This window comes from Methylobacterium sp. WL116 (assembly GCF_008039455.1).
In the GTDB taxonomy this organism is placed as follows: domain Bacteria; phylum Pseudomonadota; class Alphaproteobacteria; order Rhizobiales; family Beijerinckiaceae; genus Methylobacterium.
This window is the reverse complement of sequence record NZ_VRUV01000015.1, coordinates 1-20,975: the sequence shown is the minus strand read 5'-3', so window position 1 is coordinate 20,975 and position 20,975 is coordinate 1. Positions and strand designations below refer to the sequence as shown.

The window sequence follows — 20,975 nt, the reverse complement described above, 5'->3', positions numbered from 1 at the left end:
TCATGGCCGAGGTGCCGGACGACTTTCTCGGCGGAACCCTGCGCCTGCTGCAGCCGCCGCGCGGCAGCCATCGAGCCGGGACCGACGCGGTCCTGCTGGCGCGGTGGATCGAGCCGAAGCCGGGCGACGTCGTCTGCGACGTCGGGGCCGGGACGGGGGCGGTCGGGCTCGCCGTCGGCATCCGCGAACCTGGCAGCCGCATCGTGCTGGTCGAGCGCGCGCCCGAGATCGCCGCGCTGGCGCGCCGGAACGCCGAGCTGAACGCGATGGCCGACCGGGTGACGGTGGTCGAGGCCGACGTGCTCGCCTCCGGTGCCGATCGCCGCAGCGCCGGCCTCGCAACGGGCTGCGCCAACATCGTGCTCACCAACCCGCCGTTCTTCGAGGCGGGACGTCACCGCCCGTCGCCGGACGCGGGCAAGGCCGCCGCCCACGACTTCCCTGTGGGCGGGTTGGAGCGCTGGATCCGGACCTGCACCGACCTGCTTCGACCGGACGGTCGGCTCGGGTTGATCCATCGGGCCGACGCCCTGCCGCTTTGCCTCGAAGCCCTGCGCAACCGGTTCGGCGGCGTCGCGATCCGTCCGGTCCACGCCCGCGCCGAGCGTCCGGCGATCCGCATCCTCGTCCGCGCGACCAAGGGAAGCCGTGCCGCGCTCGAATTGCATCCGCCGCTCGTCCTGCAGGGGGCGGACGGCGGCTTCACCGCCGAGGCGGACGCCCTGCACCGTGGCCGGCCCTGGCCGGCGTGAAGGTGTATGCGGGGCAAATCATCCGCGACGCATGAAAAGAGGGGGGCGTCCCGGACGCCCCCCTCGCAAAACCTCAGTAGAACCGCAGCCGGCGATGATGACCGTGATGGTGGTGGTGATGATGCCGGCGCCAGTGATGGTGACGGTGCCAGCGGTGATGCCGGTGCCAGCGATGGTGGCGGTGCCAATGGCGGCGGCCGTGCCAGCGGGCATTCTGCACCAGCGGCGCGGCATCGTTCTGCGCGGCGGTGATCGGCACCGTCATCGGGGCGGCCTTCGCCGAGAGGCTCAGGCCCGGCGCGCCGCCGAGCAGCGCGAGCACGACCATCACAAATCTCCAGGATCGCATCGAGACGTCCTCTCCTTGCCTGTGCGACGGGCGATGGGTCGGGCCCCGCCCGGGCGGAGAACGCTCCGCCGCGCCGGAAACGGCGGCCGGCGCGATTCGGTTCGATCGGCAGGCCGCGAAACGACGCGCCCTGCTCCGCAAGCCTTGCCGCGGAGCCGGCGATCACCACCTCCCCCGACGCGGGCCTTCTCCCACTATCGGATCTCCATGTCCTTCGCCGTTCCGAATTTTGTGCGTGCGCTCCTGCCGGCGCGCTTTCGCAAGACGCGGCCGCGCGTCGCCGTGGTGCGCCTGAACGGCGCCATCGGCGCGGTCTCGCCGCTGCGCCCGGGCCTCTCGATCGCCACGGTGGCGGGCAGCCTGGAGCGCGCCTTCGCTGTGCCGGGCGCGGTCGCCGTGGCGATCGTGATCAACTCGCCGGGCGGCGCGCCGGCGCAATCCCACCTGATCCACCGGCGCATCCGAGATCTCGCCGTGGAGAAGAACCTGCCGGTCTACGCCTTCGTCGAGGACGTGGCGGCGTCGGGCGGCTACATGATCGCCTGCGCGGCCGACACCATCGTCGCCGACCCGACCTCGGTGGTCGGCTCGATCGGTGTCGTCTCGGCCGGCTTCGGGTTCGACAAGCTGCTCGCACGCATCGGCGTCGAGCGCCGCGTCCACACCCAGGGCGACGCCAAGGCGATGCTCGATCCGTTCCGGCCGGAGGACCCGGCCGACGTCGAGCGCCTGCTGCGCATCCAGGCCGACGTGCAGGACCTGTTCACCGGTCTCGTCACGACGCGTCGCCCGACGTTGAGGTCCGGCGAGAACCTGTTCACGGGGGCGATCTGGACGGGACGGCAGGCTCTCGAGCTCGGGCTCGTTGACGCGATCGGCGACATCCGCTCGACGCTGCGCGCCCGATTCGGGGAGGGCGTCGACCTGAGGCTGATCGCCGAGGCGAAGGGGTCGTTCGTCGCCCGCCTGCTGCGCCGCGGGGCGCCGGGCGGGATCGGCTTGACCGACGAGGCCATCGCCGCGATCGAGGAGCGTGCTGCCTGGGCGCGTTACGGCCTGTGAGGCGACGTCGCGCGCAGGCCGCAAGGCCGTCACACGACGGCGCGCTCAGCGTGCGAGGCAGGCGGCGTCCGGCGTGCCGTACCCGCTGTAGACCACCCGCACCTTGCGGGTGCAGCCCTCGGCCTTGACGGCCGGCGCGGCGACGGGCGCCACCTCGACCGGCACCACCGCGACCGGCACGGCCACCGCCGAGACATCGTCCACGGTGGCCAGCGCGCTGCTGGCGCTCATCACCAGCGGTGTCGCGACGAGCGAGGCGGCGACGAGGACCGCGAAGACGGTGACGTTCTTCTTGGCGAGGCTGCGCATGACTGTTGTTCCGTCGCGTTCGGCCGGGGCGGGCGGCCGATATCCCAGTGTTGGGCAATAAACTTGGCCGTCGCGATACGGTTCCGCTTGTCTGCCGAAATTGCGCCGCATTCGGTGTGCGCCCGCACCCGCGCCGGCGTCGCGGTTGCCCAATGCGGTCGCCCGCGCTTAAACGCTGCCGCCTCCCCTGCCCGACGACGAAGAAGCGCCCATGCCGAGCGATGCCGATCTCAGCCCGAAAACGTCGTTCCAGGGCCTGATCCTGACCCTGCAGCGCTTCTGGGCCGCCAAGGGCTGCGTGATCCTGCAGCCCTACGACATGGAGGTCGGGGCGGGCACGTTCCACCCGGCGACGACGCTGCGCGCGCTCGGCCCGAAGCCGTGGAAGGCCGCCTACGTCCAGCCCTCGCGTCGGCCGAAGGACGGGCGCTACGGCGAGAACCCGAACCGGCTGCAGCACTACTACCAATTCCAGGTCATCCTGAAGCCGAACCCCGAGAACCTGCAGGAGCTCTACCTCGAATCGCTCGCCGCGATCGGCGTCGATCTCGCCCTGCACGACATCCGCTTCGTCGAGGACGACTGGGAAAGCCCCACGCTGGGTGCCTGGGGTCTCGGCTGGGAATGCTGGTGCGACGGCATGGAGGTGAGCCAGTTCACCTACTTCCAGCAGGTCGCCGGCCTCGAATGCGCACCGGTCGCGGGCGAGCTGACCTACGGGCTGGAGCGCCTGGCGATGTACGTGCAGGGCGTGGAGAACGTCTACGATCTGAACTTCAACGGTGGGGCGGGCGCGGAAAAGGTCACCTATGGCGACGTGTTCCTGCAGGCCGAGCAGGAGTATTCGCGGCACAACTTCGAGGCGGCCGACACGGCGATGCTGTTCCGCCAGTTCGCCGACTCCGAGAAGGCCTGCCGCCTCTACCTCGACGCCGGCGCTCCCGAGCGCGCTGGCGCGCGCCACCGCATGGTTCAGCCGGCCTACGACCAGTGCATCAAGGCGAGCCACGTCTTCAACCTGCTCGACGCCCGCGGCGTGATCTCGGTGACCGAGCGCCAGAGCTACATCCTGCGGGTGCGCGAGCTGGCCAAGGCCTGCGGCGCGGCCTGGCTGCTCACGGAGGCCGGCGGCGCGCCGGCGGCGGCATGAACCGGTTCGCGTTCGCCACCCTGACCTTGTTCGCCCTCGGCGCTGCTCCGGCCTTCGCCCAGTCCGCCACCGACCCGGTCGAGACCGTGCGCGCGTTCTACGCCAAGGACGATATCGGCGCGGTCGGCTTCTATGCGGCGCGCCTGCGCTCGCTCTACGAGCGGGACCGGCGCGAGGCCGGAAACGAGGTCGGCCGACTGGATTTCGCCTTCTACGTGAACGGACAGGACACGGAGGCGAACTGGGAGAAGACCCTGAAGCTCACCATGCTCGCATCCAACGACGCGCGTGCGGAGGTGCAGGCGACCTTCCACAACGGCACGCCGCAGGACCTGCGCTACGATCTCGTGCGCGAGAACGGGCGCTGGCTGATCGCCGACGTGCGCTCGACGACGGCGCAAACCTGGGATCTCGTGACGATCCTTTCTGCGAAGCTGCCCTAGCCCGAGCGCGACGCGCAGATCAGCGGCGGCATCCCGCGCCTCTCCGCATGCTCCGTCTCGACGGACGCGGAGCGGGCGTCTATTCCCGCGGCCATGCCCGATTTGCTGCTCGAACTCCGCTCCGAAGAAATCCCGGCCCGCATGCAGCGGCGCGCGGCCGAGGACCTGAAGAAGCTCGTCACCGACGCGCTGGTCGAGCGCGGCTTCCTCTACGACGGCGCGAAGGCCTTAGCGACACCGCGCCGGTTGGCGCTCCACGTCGCCGGCTTGCCCGCGCGCGGCGAGGCCTTGCGCGAGGAGCGGCGCGGACCGAAGGTCGGCGCGCCGGACGCCGCGGTGCAGGGCTTCCTGCGCGGCGCCGGGCTGACGAGCCTCGACCAGGCGCGGACGATTATCGACCCGAAGAAGGGCGAGTTCTACCTCGCGGTGATCGAAAAGCCCGGCCGCGAGACGCTGGACGTGCTGGCCGAGATCCTGCCGGCGATCATCAAGAGCTTCCCCTGGCCGAAATCCATGCGCTGGGGGGCGGCCTCGGCGCAGGCGGGCGCCCTGCGCTGGGTGCGCCCGCTGCAATCGATCGTCGCGACCTTCGGCCCGGAGACCGAGACGCCGGACCTGGTGCCGTTCGAGCTCGGCGGCATCACGTCGGGCACCACCACCTACGGCCACCGCTTCCTGGCGCCCGGCGCGATCGAGGTCCGTCGCTTCGACGACTACGTCCGGAGCCTGGAGCGCGCCAAGGTCGTGCTCGATGCGGATCGCCGCAAGGACATCATCCTGCACGACGCCCGCGACCTCGCCTTCGCCCGCGGCCTCGAGCTCGTGGAGGACGAGGGCCTGCTGGAGGAGGTCGCAGGCCTCGTCGAATGGCCGGTGGTGCTGATGGGGACCTTCGACCAAAGCTTCCTCGACATCCCGGGCGAGGCGGTGCGCGCCACCATCCGCGCCAACCAGAAATGCTTCGTCGTGCGCGACGCCGGCGGCGCGCTGGCACCGGCCTTCATCCTGGTCTCGAACCTCGTCGCCACGGACGGCGGCGCCGCGATCACCGCGGGCAACGAGCGCGTGGTCCGCGCCCGGCTCTCGGACGCGAAATTCTTCTGGGAGACCGACAAGGCGATCCGCCTCGCGGACCGCCTGCCGAAGCTCGACACCATCGTGTTCCACGAAAAGCTCGGGACGCAGGGCGAGCGGGTGCAGCGCATCGCGGCGCTCGCGCGTGAGCTTGCCTCCCTCGTCGGCGCCGATGCCGACCTCGCCGAGCGCGCCGCGCGGCTCGCCAAGGCGGACCTTGTCACCGAGATGGTCGGCGAGTTTCCCGAGCTGCAGGGCTTGATGGGCGCCCGCTACGCCGCGCTCCAGGGCGAGAACCCGAGCGTCTGTGCCGCGATCGAGGAGCACTACAAGCCGGTCGGGCCGAGCGACCGCGTGCCGACCGATCCGGTCTCGGTGGCGGTGGCGCTCGCCGACAAGCTCGACACGCTGGTGGGCTTCTGGGCGATCGACGAGAAGCCCACCGGGAGCAAGGACCCGTACGCGCTGCGGCGGGCGGCTTTGGGGGTGATCCGGACCACGCTGGAGCGGTCCCTGCGGCTGCCGCTTTCGAGCGTCGCCAACCGACAGTTCGCCATCGCGGAAACCCGTGGCGCGCCGGCCGCCTCCGCCGAGCCCGCAAGCATCCGCGAGGACGATCTCGGCTCGGCCGGCTTCCATTTCTCAGCAATCGTCGAGACCGAAGGCGAGGCCGACCGAAGCCCGTCGGCCCAGCGCGTCGCCGACCTGCTGGCCTTCTTCGCCGATCGCCTCAAGGTCTACCTGCGCGACAAGGGCGCCCGCCACGACCTGATCGATGCGGTCTTCGCGCTGCCCGGCCAGGACGACCTGCTGATGGTGGTCCGCCGGGTCGAGGCGCTCGGCGCCTTCCTCGACACCGAGGACGGCAGGAACCTGCTCGCCGGCGTCAAGCGCGCCTCGAACATCCTGCGCATCGAGGAAAAGAAAGACGGCCGCGCCTACGATGCCGAGCCCGATGCCGTGCTCGCCGACGCCGGCCAGCCCGAGGAGCGGGCGCTGGCCGAGGCTTTGGCGACGGCGCGGGCCGAGGCCTCGGCGGCGGTCGCGAAGGAGGATTTTGCCGGCGCGATGCGGGCGCTCTCGCACCTGCGCGCCCCGGTGGACGCCTTCTTCGAGCACGTCACCGTCAACGCCGACGACGCGGCGCTTCGCGAGAACCGCCTCGCCCTCCTCAATGCGCTGCGCGCCGCAACCCGCGAAGTCGCAGACTTCTCAGCGATCGTGGGGTGAACCGCGGGTCCCTTCTCCCAGGGGGAGAAGGGCAGGACGATCTACACTTCCTATAGGGGGAAGCGCGGGTCCCCTCTCCCGTCCGGGAGAGGGACAGGGTGAGGGTTGCGACTTCTCCGGATGAACCTGTCCCCTCACCCCAACCCTCTCCCGAACGGGAAAGGGAGTGCGTCGCGCATCCGCAAGGTCGCGTCGGCGTGTGAGGTCAGGTCATGGCATGCCGAACCCGACGCAGCGTGCGACGAATTTGCGGGCGGCGGAGACCGGTGCGGAGGCACGGCTCTGGCGCGTCCTCCGCAATCGGCAGCTGAACGGGCGCAAGTTCCGGCGGCAATGGCCGATCGATCGCTACGTCGTCGATTTCGCCTGCATCGAGGCGAAGCGCGTCGTCGAGGTCGTGGGTGCGACGCATAGATCGCAGGCCGCGATCGCGTCCGATGCCGATCGGACCGAATGGCTCGGACGATGCGGGTTCGAGGTCGTCCGCATCGCCAACGCCGAGATCGACGAAAACCTCGACGGCGTCCGCGAGACGATCCTCGCCGTGATCGAGCGGCGCGATGTCCTCTGACGCGCCGCCTCAGAACCAACCCTTGATACGGAACACCACGATCGGGATGATCGCGCTCGCGAGGATCAGGCTGAACGCGTAGGGGTAGCCGTAGGCCCAATCCAGCTCGGGCATGTGCTTGAAGTTCATCCCGTACATCGAGGCGATCAGCGTCGGCGGGACGCCGACCACCGAGACGACGGTGAGGACGCGGAAGACGTTGTTCTGCTCGATGTTGATCAGGCCCAAGGCCGCGTCGAGGAGGAACTGGACGTTCTCCGAGAGCCGGGTCTCGAACTCGTCGAGGGATTCGATGTCCCGGCGGATCGTCTCGAAGCGCGCATCGGTCTCCTCCTGGGCCAGCACCTGCTCGCAGGCTCCGGCGACGAAGGGCACGATGCGCTCGAGGCCGAGCAGGCTCGCCCGGATCTTGCCGAGCACCTTCCCGCGGCGGGCGATGCCCCGCAGGATGCGTTTCAGCGCCAGGTCGCGGCGGCGCGGCGGAGCCTTCTCGTCGGATTTCGACGGTCGGGCGCGCACGTCGAAGTCGAAGATCCGCGTCGAGAGGCCGTCGAGCTCGGCGCCCATGTCCTCGAGCGCATCGGCGAGGCTGTCGACCAGCTCCTCCATCAGCAGCAGGAAGACCTCGATCCCGGTCTTGGCGACCTCCCCCTCGTCGATCCGCTTGCGCACCTCGGTGAAGGCGCGGAGCTCGTGGAAGCGCACGGTGACGAGGTGGTCCGGCGTCAGGACGAAGCCGAGCGGCTTGAGCAGCGAGTCGGTGCTCTCGAAGGTCACCATCGGCGTCGAGAGGGACAGGCCGTTCTTCAGCCGGCGCAGGCGGCTGGAGCTCTCGACCTCGGACAGCGCCTTGCGCGAGGGCACGCGGATGCCGGTGGCCTCCTCCACCGCCCGGGCCTCCTCGGGGGTCGGATCGTTGAGGTCGATCCACACGGTCTGGGTCGGGACGGCCGCGCGGCCGCCGGTGTCGCTCGGCGCGAGCGCGCCCTCGGGGCCGTGCAGGCTGAGCATGAAAAGGAATTCCGTCGGCGCTTGTGATGAGGGGAGAAACCCGGCGCGCGACGGCCGCCGCGGGGTGCGACAGACTTGACTCGCTAAGGGGCCGCCGCTATCTCGCCCGCAGCCTTGGCACTCATCTTCCACGAGTGCTAACGGCCAGGGTTGGACGCGGGTCTCCGCGGCATCAACGCCGATTTGCGAATTCAAACAAGAGGGCAGCTCATGAAGTTCCGTCCGCTGCACGACCGGGTCGTCGTCCGCCGCATCGAAGGCGAAGAGAAGACCAAGGGCGGCATCATCATCCCCGACACCGCCAAGGAGAAGCCGCAGGAAGGCGAGATCGTCGCCGTCGGCCCGGGCGCCCGCGACGAGGCCGGCCGCATCAACGCGCTCGACGTCAAGGCCGGCGACCGCGTCCTGTTCGGCAAGTGGTCGGGCACCGAGGTCAAGATCGACGGTCAGGATCTCCTGATCATGAAGGAATCCGACATCATGGGCGTCGTCGCCTGAGGTCTTCGGACACCTGACGTAATCGCCCTTCGAGGCCCGCCCGGGTCTTGGGGCTTTTCCACCAACGAAAAGGAATCCTGCACATGGCAGCGAAAGACGTTCGTTTCTCCTCCGACGCGCGCGACAAGATGCTCCGCGGCGTCGACATCCTCGCGGATGCCGTCAAGGTGACGCTCGGCCCGAAGGGCCGCAACGTCGTGATCGAGAAGAGCTTCGGCGCGCCGCGCATCACCAAGGACGGCGTCACCGTCGCCAAGGAGATCGAGCTCTCCGACAAGTTCGAGAACATGGGCGCCCAGATGGTGCGCGAAGTGGCCTCGAAGACCAACGACATCGCCGGTGACGGCACCACCACCGCGACCGTGCTCGCCCAGGCGATCGTCCGCGAAGGCGCCAAGTACGTCGCCGCCGGCATGAACCCGATGGACCTGAAGCGCGGCATCGACCTCGCCACGGCCGCCGCGGTCAAGGACATCATCGCGCGCTCCAAGAAGGTCGCCTCGTCCGAGGAGGTCGCCCAGGTCGGCACGATCTCGTCGAACGGCGACAAGGAAATCGGCGAGATGATCGCCCACGCGATGCAGAAGGTCGGCAACGAGGGTGTCATCACCGTCGAGGAGGCCAAGACCGCTGAGACCGAGCTCGACGTCGTCGAGGGCATGCAGTTCGACCGCGGCTACCTGTCCCCGTACTTCATCACGAACGCGGAGAAGATGGTCGCCGAGCTCGAGGACCCCTACATCCTCATCCACGAGAAGAAGCTGTCGTCGCTCCAGGCGATGCTGCCGGTGCTCGAGGCCGTGGTGCAGACCGGCAAGCCGCTGGTCATCATCGCCGAGGACATCGAGGGCGAGGCGCTCGCCACCCTCGTGGTCAACAAGCTGCGCGGCGGCCTGAAGGTCGCGGCCGTGAAGGCGCCGGGCTTCGGCGATCGCCGCAAGGCGATGCTTGAGGACATCGCGATCCTCACGCAGGGCCAGATGATCGCCGAGGATCTCGGCATCAAGCTCGAGAACGTCACCCTGCCGATGCTCGGCCGCGCCAAGCGGATCCGCATCGAGAAGGAGACCACGACGATCATCGACGGTTCGGGCGAGAAGGCCGACATCGAGGCGCGCGTTGGGCAGATCAAGGCGCAGATCGAGGAGACCACCTCGGACTACGACCGTGAGAAGCTCCAGGAGCGCCTGGCCAAGCTCGCCGGCGGCGTCGCGGTCATCCGCGTCGGCGGCGCGACCGAGGTCGAGGTCAAGGAGAAGAAGGACCGCGTCGACGACGCGCTCAACGCCACCCGCGCTGCGGTGGAAGAGGGCATCGTCCCCGGCGGCGGCACCGCCCTGCTCCGCGCCAAGAAGGCGGTCGCCGCCCTCTCGAGCGACAACCCCGACGTCCAGGCCGGCATCAAGATCGTGCTGAAGGCGCTCGAGGCCCCGATCCGTCAGATCGCCCAGAACTCTGGCGTCGAGGGCTCCATCGTCGTCGGCAAGATCACCGATAACACCAGCTCCGAGTCCTACGGCTTCAACGCCCAGACGGAAGAGTACGTCGACATGATCCAGGCCGGCATCATCGACCCGGCCAAGGTCGTGCGCACCGCGCTGCAGGACGCGGCCTCGGTCGCCGGCCTGCTCGTCACCACCGAAGCCATGATCGCCGACTCTCCGAAGAAGGACAGCGGCGCCCCCATGGGCGGCGGCGGCGGCATGGGCGGCATGGGCGGCGGGATGGACTTCTAAGTCCGAGCCACCATTGCAACGTCGGAAGGGGGTCGCCGCGAGGCGGCCCCTTTTTTCGTTGCGCTTGGGCCTGGGTCGGCGCCGTCTTCCCGACGCTGTGAAACGATCGGCGAGCGGACGCTTGGACGACGAGGGGGCTCGGGCGGCTTCGGGGAAGCCTGCAGCAGATCTGTCTCGACCATTGGCCGCGCGCGCGCGGCCTCCCGCGGACATCCTGAGCGGGAGGCTCTGACGCGACGCGCTTCAAGCCTTTCAACCGGGAAGTCGACGAGAGCCGCGGCGGCGATTCTGCGAAAAGGACGACAGGAGCGATCGACGACGCGCCGTGTCAGCCCGCCCGCTTTCCGCAGCGGACGTAGGATGCGGTGCCCTTGCCGCTCGTCCAGGTCAGGCGGTCGCCGTCGACGACGAGGCGGACCTGGGAGGACCAGCGCCGGCCGCGCTCGGCGCAGTCCGCGGCCATGGTCCAGGCGTTCCCGACGCGTCGGCCGTCGTGGAAGCTGCAGATCGTCCGCCCGGCACTGGCGCGCTCGGGCGTGATCGTCGCGGGGATGTAGCCGCGTCGGCGCGAGCGCTTGCCGCAGGCGGCCTCGGTCGGCCCCCAGGTTCCGACGTACTCGGCGCGCTCCACGCGCGGCGGCGGTGCGGGCACCGGAGCAGCGGCCGGTGCCGAGACCGCCGCGACGACCGGAGCCGGCGCTTCGACGACGCGCGGCACCTGTACCTCGGGCACCGGCGTCGCGGCCGCGACCGCGATGGTTTGCGGCAAGGGGGGGAAGCCGAAGGCGGGCACCTCCGGCGGGGCGGCGGCGGCCGGCCTGAACGGGAGATCTTCGCTGAGGAACGTCACGCTGTACCCGAACAGGGTGCCCCAGCCGGCGGCGAGCGCGACGAACAGCGCGACCCAGCGCTTCGAAACGGGACGGCCCGCTCCGCTGCTCTGTTCCGTCGGGTACGCCTCGAGCCCCGCCGCCATCGTCATCCCGCCCTCCCCTTCGTGGGCCGCACGCATCCGACGCCGAAATCTTCCGTGCGCCCGTCCGTCGCGACGCGGGAGCGATGGAGATGCCGAAGGTCCGCCGGGACGCCGCCTCGAAGATCCAGCGATTCGCAGACTGCGCACCGCGGGCGACGAAATCTTAACAAGTCTTGCGCGGCGCGAAATCCCTAAACGCGCGAATACGGCGCTGCGGCGGCGACGGATCGCAGGTGGGTCTTCGACGCGACACTTCCGGCGTTGCATCGGTGCAATGGCGGGTGCGCCAATTCACTGCCATGCTCGCGCGCCGCTCCCTTCAGGGCGAGCCAACGAGGCGCCCGATTCCCAGCGATGAGATGCTTCGCCACGGCTCTTGTGATCGCCCTCGTGTCGGGGCCGGCCTCGGCGCAGACGCGGCAGGCGACACCGCGCATCGCCTGCGCGGACGCGATGGAGATGGTCAAGCGCGGCGGCGACGTGACGATCGCGGTCGGCGGCGCGCAGCCCGAGCGCATCGTGCGCGACCGCAGCTTCTGCGACCTGTCCGAAATCGCCGAGCTTCGCCTCGTGCCCACCCGCGACAACCCGCAATGCCCGATCGGCTATCGCTGTCGCGAGCCGGGCTTCGAGGAATGGAACTGGTAGGCGGCCGGCTCACGCGCGGTTGAGCGTCGCGCCCGGGCCGGTGCCACGATCTCGCCACGACCCGCGGTCACTGCCGCCGGGAAGGGCTTCGCGAACGGAGCCGATCGCCAAGATTTCCGGGAGACGCGCGTGGCCGCACTTCGAAGCGGGCTCGGCCTGCAGGCCGTCCTCACGGCGCTCGCCGCCCTCGCGCTGCTGGCGGCACCCGGCGTCCCCGCCCCGCCGCTCTACGTCTCGCTCGCGGGCTTCGCCATGGCCGGCATCCTGCTCGCCTCGGCCAACCTCTCCGCCTACCTGAAGGTCTTCGTCTCGGTCTACGGGATCGGCTACCTCGTGCTCGCCGGCGGCAAGACGCTGGCCGCGATGGGAGCGCTGCCGCCGACGCTCGCCGCCCTGCTCCCGCCGGACTTCGCGGCCACGGGCGCCGTGGTGTTCGGCGGGTTGGTCCTGGCGATCTCCTACCTGAAGCCGATCCGCGCGATCACCCTGATCGCCGATCCGTACTTCGCCAGCCGCGAGGCGCCGACCCGGGAGATCGGCCCGTTCCGCTTCTTCGGCAACACCGAGGGCAAGGTCGGGCAGCGGCTGGTGGCGCTGTCGATCTTCATCACCTTCGCCCAGGTGGCGCTGCAGCTGCGCCTGAACTTCTGGTTCCGCGACCTGTTCAATGCGCTGCAGGAGTACAATGCCGACGCGTTCTGGTACCAGCTCGTCTGGATCTTCGCCCCGCTCGCCACGATCTGGGTCGTGGTCGGCATGTTCGACACCTTCGTCGACGCGTCGCTCCACCTGCGCTGGCGGACCTGGCTGACCCGGAGCTTCTACGAGCGGTGGCTCGACGGCGGCACGCATTACCGCATCCCCTTCACCGGCGAGCACGCGGACAACCCGGACCAGCGCATCCAGAGTGACGTCAACCTGTTCATCTCGCAGACGACGACGCTCTCGATCCGCCTGCTGTCACAGGCGGCGACCCTGGTCTCGTTCATGGTCATCTTGTGGGGCCTGTCGCGCGATTTCGTCTTGCCGTTCACCGACACCGTGGTCCCGGGCTTCCTGGTCTGGCTCGTCGTCGGCTACGCGCTGGTCGGCACCTGGCTGACGCACCTGATCGGACGCCCGCTGATCGGGCTCGACTTCCGGCAGGAGAAGGTCGAGGCCGACTTCCGCTTCTCGCTCGCCCGCTCGCGAATCTACTCCGAGCAGATCGCGCTCCTGCGCGGCGAGCGCGCGGAGAACGTCAGGCTGAAGAGCCTGTTCGGCGAGATCATCGACAACTACCTCGGCATCATCTACCGGCGGATCAAGCTCGGCAGCTTCACGCTGTCCTACAGCCAGATCAGCGTGGTGTTTCCCTACATCCTCGCCGCGCCGAGCTACTTCCTCAAGAAGATCACCCTCGGACAGTTCCAGCAGACCGGCGACGCCTTCTCCAGCGTGCAGTCGTCGTTGTCGTTCTTCATCAACTCCTACGTCACGATCGCGGCCTACAAGGCCAACACCAACCGTCTCGCCTCGTTCAAGCGCGCGATGACGCTGGCCGAGGCCTATTCCGCCGCCTCCGACGGGCTCGGCCACGGCAACGCCACCGGGTCCGACGTGACCGCGACCGGACTGACGCTCGCCCTGCCCGACGGGCGGACGATCGTCACCGCCGACAGCCTTGCGATGACGAAGGGCGCGTCGACGCTCGTCACCGGCCCCTCGGGCTCCGGCAAGTCGACCCTGTTCCGCGCGATCGCCGGGATCTGGCCGTTCGGCAAGGGCCGGATCGACGTGCCCGCCGGCCAATCGGCCCTGGTGCTGCCGCAGCGGCCCTACATTCCCCTCGGCACGCTGCGCGGTGCCGTGTGCTACCCGAACACCACCGACCAGTTTCCGGACGCGGCGATCCGCGAGGCGCTGGTCGCGGCGCAACTGCCGGCTCTGGTCGATCGCCTGGACGAGGTCGACGCCTGGGACCAGCGCCTGTCCGGCGGCGAGCAGCAGCGCCTGGCGATCGCCCGCGCGGTGCTGGCCAAGCCCGAATGGCTGTTCCTCGACGAATCCACCGCCGCCCTCGATGAGCCGAGCGAGGCCGGCATCTACCAGATGCTGCGCGAGACCCTGCCCAACACCACGATCGTCTCGATCGGCCATCGCTCGACCCTGCACGAGCACCATCAGCGCCGGGTCGACATGCAGAGCACGGGGGACGGCCGGTTCAGCCCGCGCGAGTTTCGCGCCGTCGCGCCAGCGGAATAGTCCCGGCTGCAAAACGTAAGACACCGCCGTTAGACGGCTCATCGTCGTCGCTCGAAGTCGCCGTACAGCAATGCGGGAGGGTTCACCCGTCCGCATTGCCAGGTTGAAATAATAAAGGAACCCTCCGGCAGTCCTGACGTTTGATACCCGCCTCAAGAAACTGCGGAGAAACGCATGACCAAGATCACCACTTTCGCCGGTGCCGCCGCCCTCGTTCTGATGTCGTCGGCCGCGTTCGCCGCGCCGTGCTCGACCGGAACCACCGTCACCCCCGACAAGGACGCCAGCAAGGCCTCGACGGTCGATCCGAAGGCCACCGCCAACACCAGCCCCGGCGCCAAGGGCGAGTCGCCCGGCACCGTCGGCGCGATGAACAAGGCCGGTTCCGCCGCCGGAGCCACCTCGCCGGCGGACGTCAACGCTCAGGACAAGGGCAACCCGACCGCCGCGCAGGCTGCCAAGAACGATTGCTGATTCAGTTTAGCGGATCGGCATCGATCCGATCCGAGACGTTGCGCCCGCTCCGGGAAACCGGGGCGGGCGTTTTCGTGCGCCTAGCGCCGCAGGCCGGTCGCCGCCAGGGCGGCCTTGCGGATCGCGTCCACGTCCGGCGCGCCGGGCTTCACGACCCAGCTTCCGCCGACGCAGAGAACGGCGTCGAGCGCGAGCCAGTCCGGCGCCGTCGCCTCGGAGATGCCGCCGGTCGGGCAGAACCGGACCTGCCCGAACGGGGCGGCCAGCGCCTTCAGCGCCTTGATCCCGCCGGACGCTTCCGCCGGGAAGAATTTGAACCGGTCGAGCCCGTGGTCGAGCCCGCGCATGATGTCGGCGGCATTCGCCACCCCCGGCAGGTAGGGGATGCCGCGCTTCAACGCCGCCTCGGTGAGCGGCGCGGTGAGGCCGGGGCTGACGATGAACGTCGCGCCGGCTTCGATCGCCGCGTCGAGGTCGCGATCGTTGAGGACCGTTCCCGCCCCCACCACCGCGCCCTCCACCCGCGACATCGCGCGGATCACTCCGAGGGCGGCCGGCGTGCGGAGCGTGACCTCGAGCGCGGTCAGGCCGCCCTCCACCAGGGCTCGGGCGATCGGCTCGGCATACTCGATGTCCTCGATCACGAGGACGGGGATCACGGGGACGGAGCGCATCAGCGCGTCGATGCCGGTCATGGTTGGATCTCCCGTTTCGTGATCAGAGGCCGGCGGCCGCGAGCATCGCCGAGGCGCCCTGCTCGGCCCCGTCGGCGCCGTGGCGCATGAAGGCGAACAGCTCCCGCCCGGTCCCGGTGGCCGGCGGCGGCGCCGCAGCCTCGTCGCGGGCGGCGAGTTCCGCGTCGTCGACGAGCACCTGCAGCAGCCCTTCCTCCGCGCTGAGCCGCACGATGTCGCCATCGCGGATCTTCGCGATGAGGCCGCCGCCGAGCGCCTCCGGGCTGAGATGGATCGCCGCCGGCACCTTGCCCGACGCACCTGACATCCGGCCGTCCGTGACCAGGGCGACCTTGTGGCCGCGGTCCTGCAGCACGCCGAGCTGCGGCGTGAGCTTGTGCAGTTCCGGCATCCCGTTGGCGCGGGGGCCCTGGAAGCGAACCACAACGACGACATCGCGCTCGAGCTCGCCCGCCTTGAACGCCTTCAGCACGTCGTCCTGGTCGTCGAAGACGCGGGCCGGCGCCTCGATCGTGCGACGGTGCTCGTCCACGGCGCTGGTCTTGAAGGTGGCGCGGCCGAGGTTTCCCTTCACCAGGCGCATCCCGCCATCGGCCTGGAACGGCGCGGCGGGCTTGCGCAGCATCGTGTCGTCGAGGCTCTCGGGCACCGCCTCCTCAAAGGTCAGCGCGTCGCCCGACAGCTTCGGGTCGCGGGCGTGGTCGCGCAGGCGCGAACCGGACACGGTGAGGATGTCGTCGTGCAGCAGGCCGGCGTCGATCAGGCTCGCCATCACGAAGCTCATCCCGCCGGCGGCGTGGAAGTGGTTCACGTCGCCGGAGCCGTTCGGATAGACCCGGGCGATCAGCGGCACCACACCGGACAGCCGGTCGAAATCCTCCCAGTCGAGAACGATGCCGGCGGCACGCGCCATCGCCGGCAGGTGGATCGCGTGGTTGGTCGAGCCGCCGGTGGCGAGCAGCCCGACCACCGCGTTGACGATCGCCTTCTCGTCGATGCAGCGCCCGAGCGGCCGGTAGTCGTTGCCCGACGCGCCGATCTCCGACAGCCGGTGGATCGCGGCGCGGGTCACGGCCTGTCGCAGCTTGGTGCCCGGATTGATGAACGAGGCGCCGGGCATGTGCAGGCCCATCACGTCCATCATCATCTGATTGGAATTCGCGGTGCCGTAGAACGTGCAGGTGCCGGCCCCGTGATAGGAGGCGGATTCCGATTCCAGCAGCTCCTCGCGCCCGACCTTGCCCTCGGCATAGAGCTGGCGGATGCGCTGCTTCTCCTTGTTGGCGATCCCCGTCGGCATCGGCCCGGCCGGGATCAGGATCGTCGGCAGGTGGCCGAAGCGCAGCGCGCCGATGATCAGGCCCGGCACGATCTTGTCGCAGATGCCGAGCAGGGCTGCCCCGTCGAACATGCCGTGGCTGAGCGCGACCGCCGCCGACAGGGCGATGGCGTCGCGCGAGAACAGCGACAGCTCCATGCCGCGCTGGCCTTGGGTGACGCCGTCGCACATCGCCGGCGTGCCGCCCGCAACCTGCGCCGTCGCGCCGACCTCGCGGGCAAACAGCTTGATCTGCTCGGGGTAGCGTCCGTAGGGCTGATGCGCCGACAGCATGTCGTTGTAGGCGGTGACGATGCCGATGTTCATCGCGCGGCCGGAGCGGATCGCGGCCTTGTCCTCGCCGGAGGCCGCGAAGCCGTGGGCGAGGTTGCCGCAGGCCAGCGTCGGCCGGTGCACGCCCGAATCCCGCTCGCGCCGGATGAGGTCGAGATAGGCGGCCCGCGAGTCGCGCGAGCGCTCGACGATGCGGGCCGTCACCGCCGCGACCACCGGATGAATCTCTGTCATCGCATGCCCTCTCGACGGCTCGGAGCCGAAGCGCTCCGAGACCGTCCTGTCCGTGGTCGGGCTCGGGTGAGCCGACCGTGATGCGAACGTCTAGGCCCGCTGCCCGACCGTAAGATGGCGGCGACGGGCAAGACGGCAGGGGAAGCCGGAGCGTCGAGCCTCAGTACTGCCAGAAGATCCGCTGAAGTTCCTTGGTGTCGCTGGTCTTGGTCAGCGCGACCGCCGCGAGGATCTTCGCCTTCTGCGGGTTCAGGTCGTGCGCGACGACCCAATCGTAGGTGTCGTCGGGCTGCTCGGCGTTGCGCAGCACGAACCCGTCGGGCACCCGCGACGAGCGGATGATCAGCGTGCCCTTGGCGCGGATGTCCTTCAGCGTGTCGACGAGATAGCCCGGCACCGAGCCGTTTCCGGTGCCGGCATTGACGATCGCCTTGGCGCCGGCATCGACCGCGGCCTTGTAGGCGCCGGGGAACATGTTGCCCGAGCCGTAGACGATCGCCACCAGCGGCAGGCTGTCGATCGTGTCGATGTCGAACTCGGAGCTGGTGCCGTGGCGCTTGTCGAGGCTGCGGAAGAAGTAGGTCTTGCCCTCGACCACCATGCCGAGCGAGCCCCACTGGCTGAAGAACGCGCTCGGCACGATGTTGGTGCGCTTGGTGGCGTCGCGACCGGACTGGATCTGGTCGTTCATCGTCACCGTCACGCCCTTGCCGATCGCCTCCTTGCTGCCGGCGACCGCGACCGCGTCGAGCAGGTTGAGCGCGCCGTCGGCGGAGATGGCGGTGGACGGGCGCATCGAGCCGACGACGACGATCGGCTTGTCGGTCTTCACCACGAGGTTGAGGAACAGCGACGTCTCCTCCAACGTGTCCGTGCCGTGGGTGACGACCACGCCGTCCACGTCGCTCTGCTTGACGAGCTGCGAGACGCGCTTGGCCAGCTGCACCAGCTGCGCGTCGGTGAAGCTCTCGGAGGCGATCTGGAAGACCTGCTCGCCGCGGACGTTGGCGATGGCCGACATCTGCGGCACCGCCGCGATCAGCTTCTCGACGCCGACCTTGGCCGCCTGGTAGGTCGCGCTGTTGGCGGCATCCGCGCCGGCGCCGGCGATGGTGCCGCCGGTGGCCAGGATCACCACGTTGGGCTTGCCGACCTTCGCCTCGACCGCCGCGTCGGGCATCTCGCGCGCGATCGCCGCCCCCGGCAGCGACAGGCTCGCCAGGAGAACGGCCGCGACCGCGGCACACCGGCTGGATCTGACAGACAGCATCGACAATCCTTCGTCATGACCGCCGCGGCGCGGCGTGCCGGCCGCATGGTAGGCCGGCCGTCCTACGAGGCAAGAACGAAGCCGCTCGCCGAAGCGTCGCCCTCGCCGAACCGTCATGCCGGATCGTTCCGCGAGCTTGAGCGTTTCCTCGAAGCATTCGTCCGGGAGAGGCGCCCCCATGCTGACCTTCGCCAGCCTTCTGGAAGACGTGAAGGGCAACGCGCCCGCCCGTGCAGCGATGTCGCTTCTCGACGCGGCGCTCGCGCGTCGCACGTCGGACGAGCAGGGCGCCTTCTGGCGTGCGATCGACCTGTACTACGTGTCGCGCAAGGCGCCGGGCGCCGAGCCGCAAGCGACGGAGGCGGGTCCCTCTCCCACCACGCAGGCCCCGTGACGATCGGGTCTCGTCCGGCGAGACCGAGGGGTTGATCTCCGGCGAGGCTTGCGCGGCGGTCCCGCTCCGGCCGATCACGCGCACGGCGCGGCACTGCCGGGCCTTCGTGCCACCGCGATCCACAACAGTCAGGAACCCCATGTCCGAACCCGACGACGAGCCCCTCGACGCCGTCTCCCGCCTCTACGCGAAGATGCTGGCGATGGAGATCGTGATGGGCGTGCTGATCGGGCGCCTGTCGGAGGAGGACCCCGAGGTTCGAGAGGATGTGAAGCGCGACGTCGCGGTGCTCCTGGCAGACATGCCGATCGACGGGGCGAGCGAGGAGCTGATCGCCGCCGAGGTCCGTCGCGCTGCCGAGGCGCTGACGAGCGTGCGGATCGCCTGAGCGAGCGGATCGCCGTCGCCGTCAGGCGAAAGGGTTCTTCCCGATGGTCGGTTCCGTCGCCGATTCGGCGACCCTGCCCGGCAGGTCCGCCGCCTCGAGCGACGCGACGATCGCGTCGACCGTGGCCTTGAGCGCACGCGCCTGGGCTAGGCCCGCCGCGTCCCGCGTCAGGTCGAGGGAGCCGTGGAGCGCGATCGTCTCCGGGCCGTTCTCGAACGCGAGCGCCCCGATGGTCCTCACCGCGGCCCCGTCGGCGAAGGGCTCGAAGGCGGCCTCGCCGTCCTTGGATTTCTTCATGGCTGATCCTCAGAAGATCGCGCGGAGCAGTTGCCGCAGCGCACGGTGCAGCGCGCGCACGGCCTCGTGGCCGAGCCAGTCCTGCCAGGTCTGCTCCCGTCCGCGGGGACGATGGTTGGCGATGTCGTCGCGGGAATAGGCGCGCGGCTCCGGTAGGGTCATCGCCGAGGCCTTCTGGCCCGGCGGCAGCGACGGGAAGGCGTCGATCCCGGCGATGGTGCGGAGCGCAGCGAGGGACACCGACTGGAAGGTCCCGCTGCCGTCGTTCGGCGCGAGCCAGGCACCGCCCTCCCCGGCCACCGGATCGTAGATCGCCTTGAACATCTGCGTCGGCACCAGCACCCGGCCGTTGATCGAGGCGAGCTCGTCGCCCGCGTAGACCGGCCCGGTCACGACGAAGAGCTGCCCGCGCCGGGTCGCGAGCCGGCGGGTGCTCTCCTCGATCGCGGCCCACAGGCTCCGGTTCAGCACGCGATCCTGCGGCACGATGTTGGCGAGGCTGAAGGATTGCGCCTGCGCCTCGCCGGTCGGCATGTCGCCGGCCGGCGCGAGGTGGCCGCGGTCGAAGCCGCTGCGGACGTAGTCGTCGAGCCGCGCGCGGTCGTCCGGCGGGACGCGGTCCTCGTCGTGGAAGGCGTCGATCCGCTCCACCAGCCGCGCCGCCGCGACGCTCGCTCGCGTCAGGTGCTCCGCGGCGTAGAGCGGCGTTCGCGCCACGCCGGAATGCAGCACCGCGTAGGCATCGAAGCACAGGGCCAGCGTCCTGGGGGCGAGCTTCGGGTTGGTCAGCTCCGGCGCTCGGCCGTCGGCGAACAGCGCCGGGCAGGCGTCCGACGACCGCGCCGCGCCGCATCCGAGCAGGAGGACGACGGCGGCGAGGCGAGCCAGCTTCAGGAGCACGTGCGGACCCTTCGCGGGCCCGACGGCGTCGGGCGCTCGCGCCACGCGCACGGCCGCCCGAGCGTCCCCTCGAACGGGCGCACGTCTCGGTCGGGCCCACCCGGCACGGTCCGCGGCGGGCAATCCCCGAGATAGGCACACGCGAACGTGAAGTCCCCGTCGACCGGGCGGGGATCGGCCTCGGCTCCGGTGCTGAAGACGGTGGTGAGAATGGTCAGGATTCCGGGCAGCACAATGCGGAGCGACGCGGGCCTCATGTGGCAGCGAAGGCACGAAACCGGGAAAAGAGAGGGATGAAACATTGATCGGATCCCACAAGGTCCGTAATTGGCACTATCATGACAGCGGCCGTACCAACGTTCCCGCGAGCGGGCGACGGCGAATTCGGTCGAGGCGTGGTCGGAACGACCCCGTCGTCACACGAGAGGCGGACCGCGTGCCGGTCGCCTCGGATCGACGCGGCCTGCCACGGATGCCTTTCGGGCCGGACGTCATAAGCGAGCGAGTGGTTCATTGACACCTCAAGAAAACGCCCCCTCGATTTTGGACGGTTTGTCCGAGACGTCCGCGTTGCGGTTGCTTCCGGAGAGCGATCTCCGGGCGGTGGCGGACGCGGTTCGCTCGGAGATGATCGAGGCCGTGTCGGTGACGGGCGGTC

At 69.8% G+C, this 20,975-nt stretch carries 22 protein-coding genes; 13 read left to right on the top strand and 9 right to left on the bottom strand.

Annotated features, from left to right (window positions below; all coding sequences use genetic code 11):
• Positions 1-2: 2 nt before the first annotated feature.
• Entirely contained in the window at positions 3-752 is a 750-nt protein-coding gene (locus FV223_RS03060) for a methyltransferase (protein ID WP_147725410.1), read from the top strand.
• A 73-nt stretch (positions 753-825) separates the two neighbouring features.
• Here the strand turns inward: FV223_RS03060 and FV223_RS03055 are convergent, their stop codons facing one another.
• A complete protein-coding gene (locus tag FV223_RS03055) occupies positions 826-1,080 on the bottom strand; it encodes a hypothetical protein (RefSeq protein WP_187274648.1) in 255 nt (84 codons plus the stop codon).
• A gap of 228 nt (positions 1,081-1,308) precedes the next feature.
• Between FV223_RS03055 and FV223_RS03050 the strand changes: the two genes are divergently transcribed.
• Entirely contained in the window at positions 1,309-2,163 is an 855-nt protein-coding gene (locus FV223_RS03050) for a S49 family peptidase (protein WP_147725408.1), read from the top strand.
• 45 nt (positions 2,164-2,208) lie between these two features.
• On the opposite strand, the gene FV223_RS03045 is transcribed toward FV223_RS03050, so the two are convergent.
• Positions 2,209-2,472 carry a hypothetical protein gene (locus tag FV223_RS03045; protein ID WP_147725407.1) on the bottom strand — a complete coding sequence of 88 codons (264 nt, stop codon included), beginning with the start codon at positions 2,470-2,472 and terminating at the stop codon, positions 2,209-2,211.
• 211 nt (positions 2,473-2,683) lie between these two features.
• Here FV223_RS03045 and FV223_RS03040 point away from each other — a divergent pair, with 211 nt between their 5' ends.
• The 4 genes from FV223_RS03040 to FV223_RS03025 all read left to right on the top strand — a co-directional run bounded on the left by FV223_RS03040 (position 2,684) and on the right by FV223_RS03025 (position 6,940).
• On the top strand, positions 2,684-3,622 hold the full coding sequence (locus FV223_RS03040; RefSeq protein WP_147725406.1) for a glycine--tRNA ligase subunit alpha: 939 nt from the start codon (positions 2,684-2,686) through the stop codon (positions 3,620-3,622).
• A complete protein-coding gene (locus FV223_RS03035; protein WP_147725405.1) occupies positions 3,619-4,065 on the top strand; it encodes a DUF3828 domain-containing protein in 447 nt (148 codons plus the stop codon). The genes FV223_RS03040 and FV223_RS03035 overlap by 4 nt, the downstream gene beginning before the upstream one ends.
• 93 nt (positions 4,066-4,158) lie before the next feature.
• Entirely contained in the window at positions 4,159-6,369 is a 2,211-nt protein-coding gene (gene glyS, locus FV223_RS03030) for a glycine--tRNA ligase subunit beta (protein ID WP_147725404.1), read from the top strand.
• 217 nt (positions 6,370-6,586) lie between these two features.
• Positions 6,587-6,940, top strand: coding sequence for a DUF559 domain-containing protein (locus FV223_RS03025; RefSeq protein WP_147725403.1), 354 nt, complete (start codon positions 6,587-6,589; stop codon positions 6,938-6,940).
• Between the two features lie 9 nt (positions 6,941-6,949).
• Here FV223_RS03025 and FV223_RS03020 read toward each other — a convergent pair whose 3' ends face one another.
• Entirely contained in the window at positions 6,950-7,951 is a 1,002-nt protein-coding gene (locus tag FV223_RS03020) for a magnesium transporter CorA family protein (RefSeq protein WP_147725402.1), read from the bottom strand.
• A 210-nt stretch (positions 7,952-8,161) separates the two neighbouring features.
• Between FV223_RS03020 and groES the strand changes: the two genes are divergently transcribed.
• Both groES and groL read left to right on the top strand, forming a co-directional pair.
• Positions 8,162-8,449 (top strand): co-chaperone GroES, encoded by a 288-nt coding sequence (groES, locus tag FV223_RS03015; protein WP_055886789.1) that lies wholly within the window; start codon positions 8,162-8,164, stop codon positions 8,447-8,449.
• A gap of 83 nt (positions 8,450-8,532) precedes the next feature.
• The gene (gene groL / locus FV223_RS03010; RefSeq protein ID WP_147725401.1) at positions 8,533-10,185 is read left to right on the top strand and encodes a chaperonin GroEL; all 1,653 of its coding nucleotides are present in this window, start codon (positions 8,533-8,535) and stop codon (positions 10,183-10,185) included.
• Between the two features lie 328 nt (positions 10,186-10,513).
• Here groL and FV223_RS03005 read toward each other — a convergent pair whose 3' ends face one another.
• The gene (locus FV223_RS03005) at positions 10,514-11,167 is read right to left on the bottom strand and encodes a peptidase inhibitor family I36 protein (protein ID WP_246686518.1); all 654 of its coding nucleotides are present in this window, start codon (positions 11,165-11,167) and stop codon (positions 10,514-10,516) included.
• Between the two features lie 348 nt (positions 11,168-11,515).
• Between FV223_RS03005 and FV223_RS03000 the strand changes: the two genes are divergently transcribed.
• From FV223_RS03000 to FV223_RS02990, 3 genes are all read left to right on the top strand, one after another.
• Positions 11,516-11,809, top strand: coding sequence for a hypothetical protein (locus tag FV223_RS03000; RefSeq protein ID WP_147725400.1), 294 nt, complete (start codon positions 11,516-11,518; stop codon positions 11,807-11,809).
• 129 nt (positions 11,810-11,938) lie between these two features.
• Positions 11,939-14,053, top strand: a complete 2,115-nt coding sequence (locus FV223_RS02995; protein ID WP_147725399.1) for an ABC transporter ATP-binding protein/permease — start codon at positions 11,939-11,941, stop codon at positions 14,051-14,053.
• Positions 14,054-14,227: 174 nt separating this feature from the next.
• Positions 14,228-14,527: a hypothetical protein gene (locus FV223_RS02990; RefSeq protein WP_147725398.1), complete on the top strand. Its 300-nt coding sequence runs from the start codon at positions 14,228-14,230 to the stop codon at positions 14,525-14,527.
• An 80-nt stretch (positions 14,528-14,607) separates the two neighbouring features.
• Here the strand turns inward: FV223_RS02990 and eda are convergent, their stop codons facing one another.
• From eda to FV223_RS02975, 3 genes are all read right to left on the bottom strand, one after another.
• A complete protein-coding gene (gene eda / locus FV223_RS02985) occupies positions 14,608-15,222 on the bottom strand; it encodes a bifunctional 4-hydroxy-2-oxoglutarate aldolase/2-dehydro-3-deoxy-phosphogluconate aldolase (protein ID WP_147725397.1) in 615 nt (204 codons plus the stop codon).
• Positions 15,223-15,244: 22 nt separating this feature from the next.
• Positions 15,245-17,068, bottom strand: coding sequence for a phosphogluconate dehydratase (edd, locus tag FV223_RS02980; protein WP_147725396.1), 1,824 nt, complete (start codon positions 17,066-17,068; stop codon positions 15,245-15,247).
• A 160-nt stretch (positions 17,069-17,228) separates the two neighbouring features.
• Complete coding sequence (locus tag FV223_RS02975; RefSeq protein WP_147725395.1) at positions 17,229-18,338, bottom strand: type II asparaginase; 1,110 nt, start codon at positions 18,336-18,338, stop codon at positions 17,229-17,231.
• A 178-nt stretch (positions 18,339-18,516) separates the two neighbouring features.
• Between FV223_RS02975 and FV223_RS02970 the strand changes: the two genes are divergently transcribed.
• Both FV223_RS02970 and FV223_RS02965 read left to right on the top strand, forming a co-directional pair.
• A complete protein-coding gene (locus FV223_RS02970; RefSeq protein WP_147725394.1) occupies positions 18,517-18,732 on the top strand; it encodes a hypothetical protein in 216 nt (71 codons plus the stop codon).
• A gap of 139 nt (positions 18,733-18,871) precedes the next feature.
• Positions 18,872-19,120, top strand: a complete 249-nt coding sequence (locus FV223_RS02965) for a hypothetical protein (protein ID WP_147725393.1) — start codon at positions 18,872-18,874, stop codon at positions 19,118-19,120.
• Positions 19,121-19,141: 21 nt separating this feature from the next.
• Here the strand turns inward: FV223_RS02965 and FV223_RS02960 are convergent, their stop codons facing one another.
• Positions 19,142-19,417 carry a hypothetical protein gene (locus FV223_RS02960; RefSeq protein ID WP_147725392.1) on the bottom strand — a complete coding sequence of 92 codons (276 nt, stop codon included), beginning with the start codon at positions 19,415-19,417 and terminating at the stop codon, positions 19,142-19,144.
• A 9-nt stretch (positions 19,418-19,426) separates the two neighbouring features.
• The gene (locus FV223_RS02955) at positions 19,427-20,311 is read right to left on the bottom strand and encodes a DNA/RNA non-specific endonuclease (protein WP_243937805.1); all 885 of its coding nucleotides are present in this window, start codon (positions 20,309-20,311) and stop codon (positions 19,427-19,429) included.
• Positions 20,312-20,975: the final 664 nt, after the last annotated feature.

What these genes read in the sequence shown, in the direction of transcription:
- groES (WP_055886789.1), top strand. Translation starts at nt 8,162, where the DNA reads ATGAAGTTCCGTCCGCTGCACGACCGGGTCGTCGTCCGCCGCATCGAA.
- FV223_RS03040 (WP_147725406.1), top strand. Translation starts at nt 2,684, where the DNA reads ATGCCGAGCGATGCCGATCTCAGCCCGAAAACGTCGTTCCAGGGCCTG.
- FV223_RS03005 (WP_246686518.1), bottom strand. Translation starts at nt 11,167, where the DNA reads ATGACGATGGCGGCGGGGCTCGAGGCGTACCCGACGGAACAGAGCAGC.
- eda (WP_147725397.1), bottom strand. Translation starts at nt 15,222, where the DNA reads ATGACCGGCATCGACGCGCTGATGCGCTCCGTCCCCGTGATCCCCGTC.
- FV223_RS03035 (WP_147725405.1), top strand. Translation starts at nt 3,619, where the DNA reads ATGAACCGGTTCGCGTTCGCCACCCTGACCTTGTTCGCCCTCGGCGCT.
- FV223_RS03025 (WP_147725403.1), top strand. Translation starts at nt 6,587, where the DNA reads ATGCCGAACCCGACGCAGCGTGCGACGAATTTGCGGGCGGCGGAGACC.
- FV223_RS02990 (WP_147725398.1), top strand. Translation starts at nt 14,228, where the DNA reads ATGACCAAGATCACCACTTTCGCCGGTGCCGCCGCCCTCGTTCTGATG.
- FV223_RS03045 (WP_147725407.1), bottom strand. Translation starts at nt 2,472, where the DNA reads ATGCGCAGCCTCGCCAAGAAGAACGTCACCGTCTTCGCGGTCCTCGTC.
- FV223_RS03050 (WP_147725408.1), top strand. Translation starts at nt 1,309, where the DNA reads ATGTCCTTCGCCGTTCCGAATTTTGTGCGTGCGCTCCTGCCGGCGCGC.
- groL (WP_147725401.1), top strand. Translation starts at nt 8,533, where the DNA reads ATGGCAGCGAAAGACGTTCGTTTCTCCTCCGACGCGCGCGACAAGATG.
- edd (WP_147725396.1), bottom strand. Translation starts at nt 17,068, where the DNA reads ATGACAGAGATTCATCCGGTGGTCGCGGCGGTGACGGCCCGCATCGTC.
- FV223_RS03060 (WP_147725410.1), top strand. Translation starts at nt 3, where the DNA reads ATGGCCGAGGTGCCGGACGACTTTCTCGGCGGAACCCTGCGCCTGCTG.
- FV223_RS03020 (WP_147725402.1), bottom strand. Translation starts at nt 7,951, where the DNA reads ATGCTCAGCCTGCACGGCCCCGAGGGCGCGCTCGCGCCGAGCGACACC.
- FV223_RS02975 (WP_147725395.1), bottom strand. Translation starts at nt 18,338, where the DNA reads ATGCTGTCTGTCAGATCCAGCCGGTGTGCCGCGGTCGCGGCCGTTCTC.
- FV223_RS02960 (WP_147725392.1), bottom strand. Translation starts at nt 19,417, where the DNA reads ATGAAGAAATCCAAGGACGGCGAGGCCGCCTTCGAGCCCTTCGCCGAC.
- FV223_RS02965 (WP_147725393.1), top strand. Translation starts at nt 18,872, where the DNA reads ATGTCCGAACCCGACGACGAGCCCCTCGACGCCGTCTCCCGCCTCTAC.
- FV223_RS02970 (WP_147725394.1), top strand. Translation starts at nt 18,517, where the DNA reads ATGCTGACCTTCGCCAGCCTTCTGGAAGACGTGAAGGGCAACGCGCCC.
- FV223_RS03000 (WP_147725400.1), top strand. Translation starts at nt 11,516, where the DNA reads ATGAGATGCTTCGCCACGGCTCTTGTGATCGCCCTCGTGTCGGGGCCG.
- glyS (WP_147725404.1), top strand. Translation starts at nt 4,159, where the DNA reads ATGCCCGATTTGCTGCTCGAACTCCGCTCCGAAGAAATCCCGGCCCGC.
- FV223_RS03055 (WP_187274648.1), bottom strand. Translation starts at nt 1,080, where the DNA reads ATGGTCGTGCTCGCGCTGCTCGGCGGCGCGCCGGGCCTGAGCCTCTCG.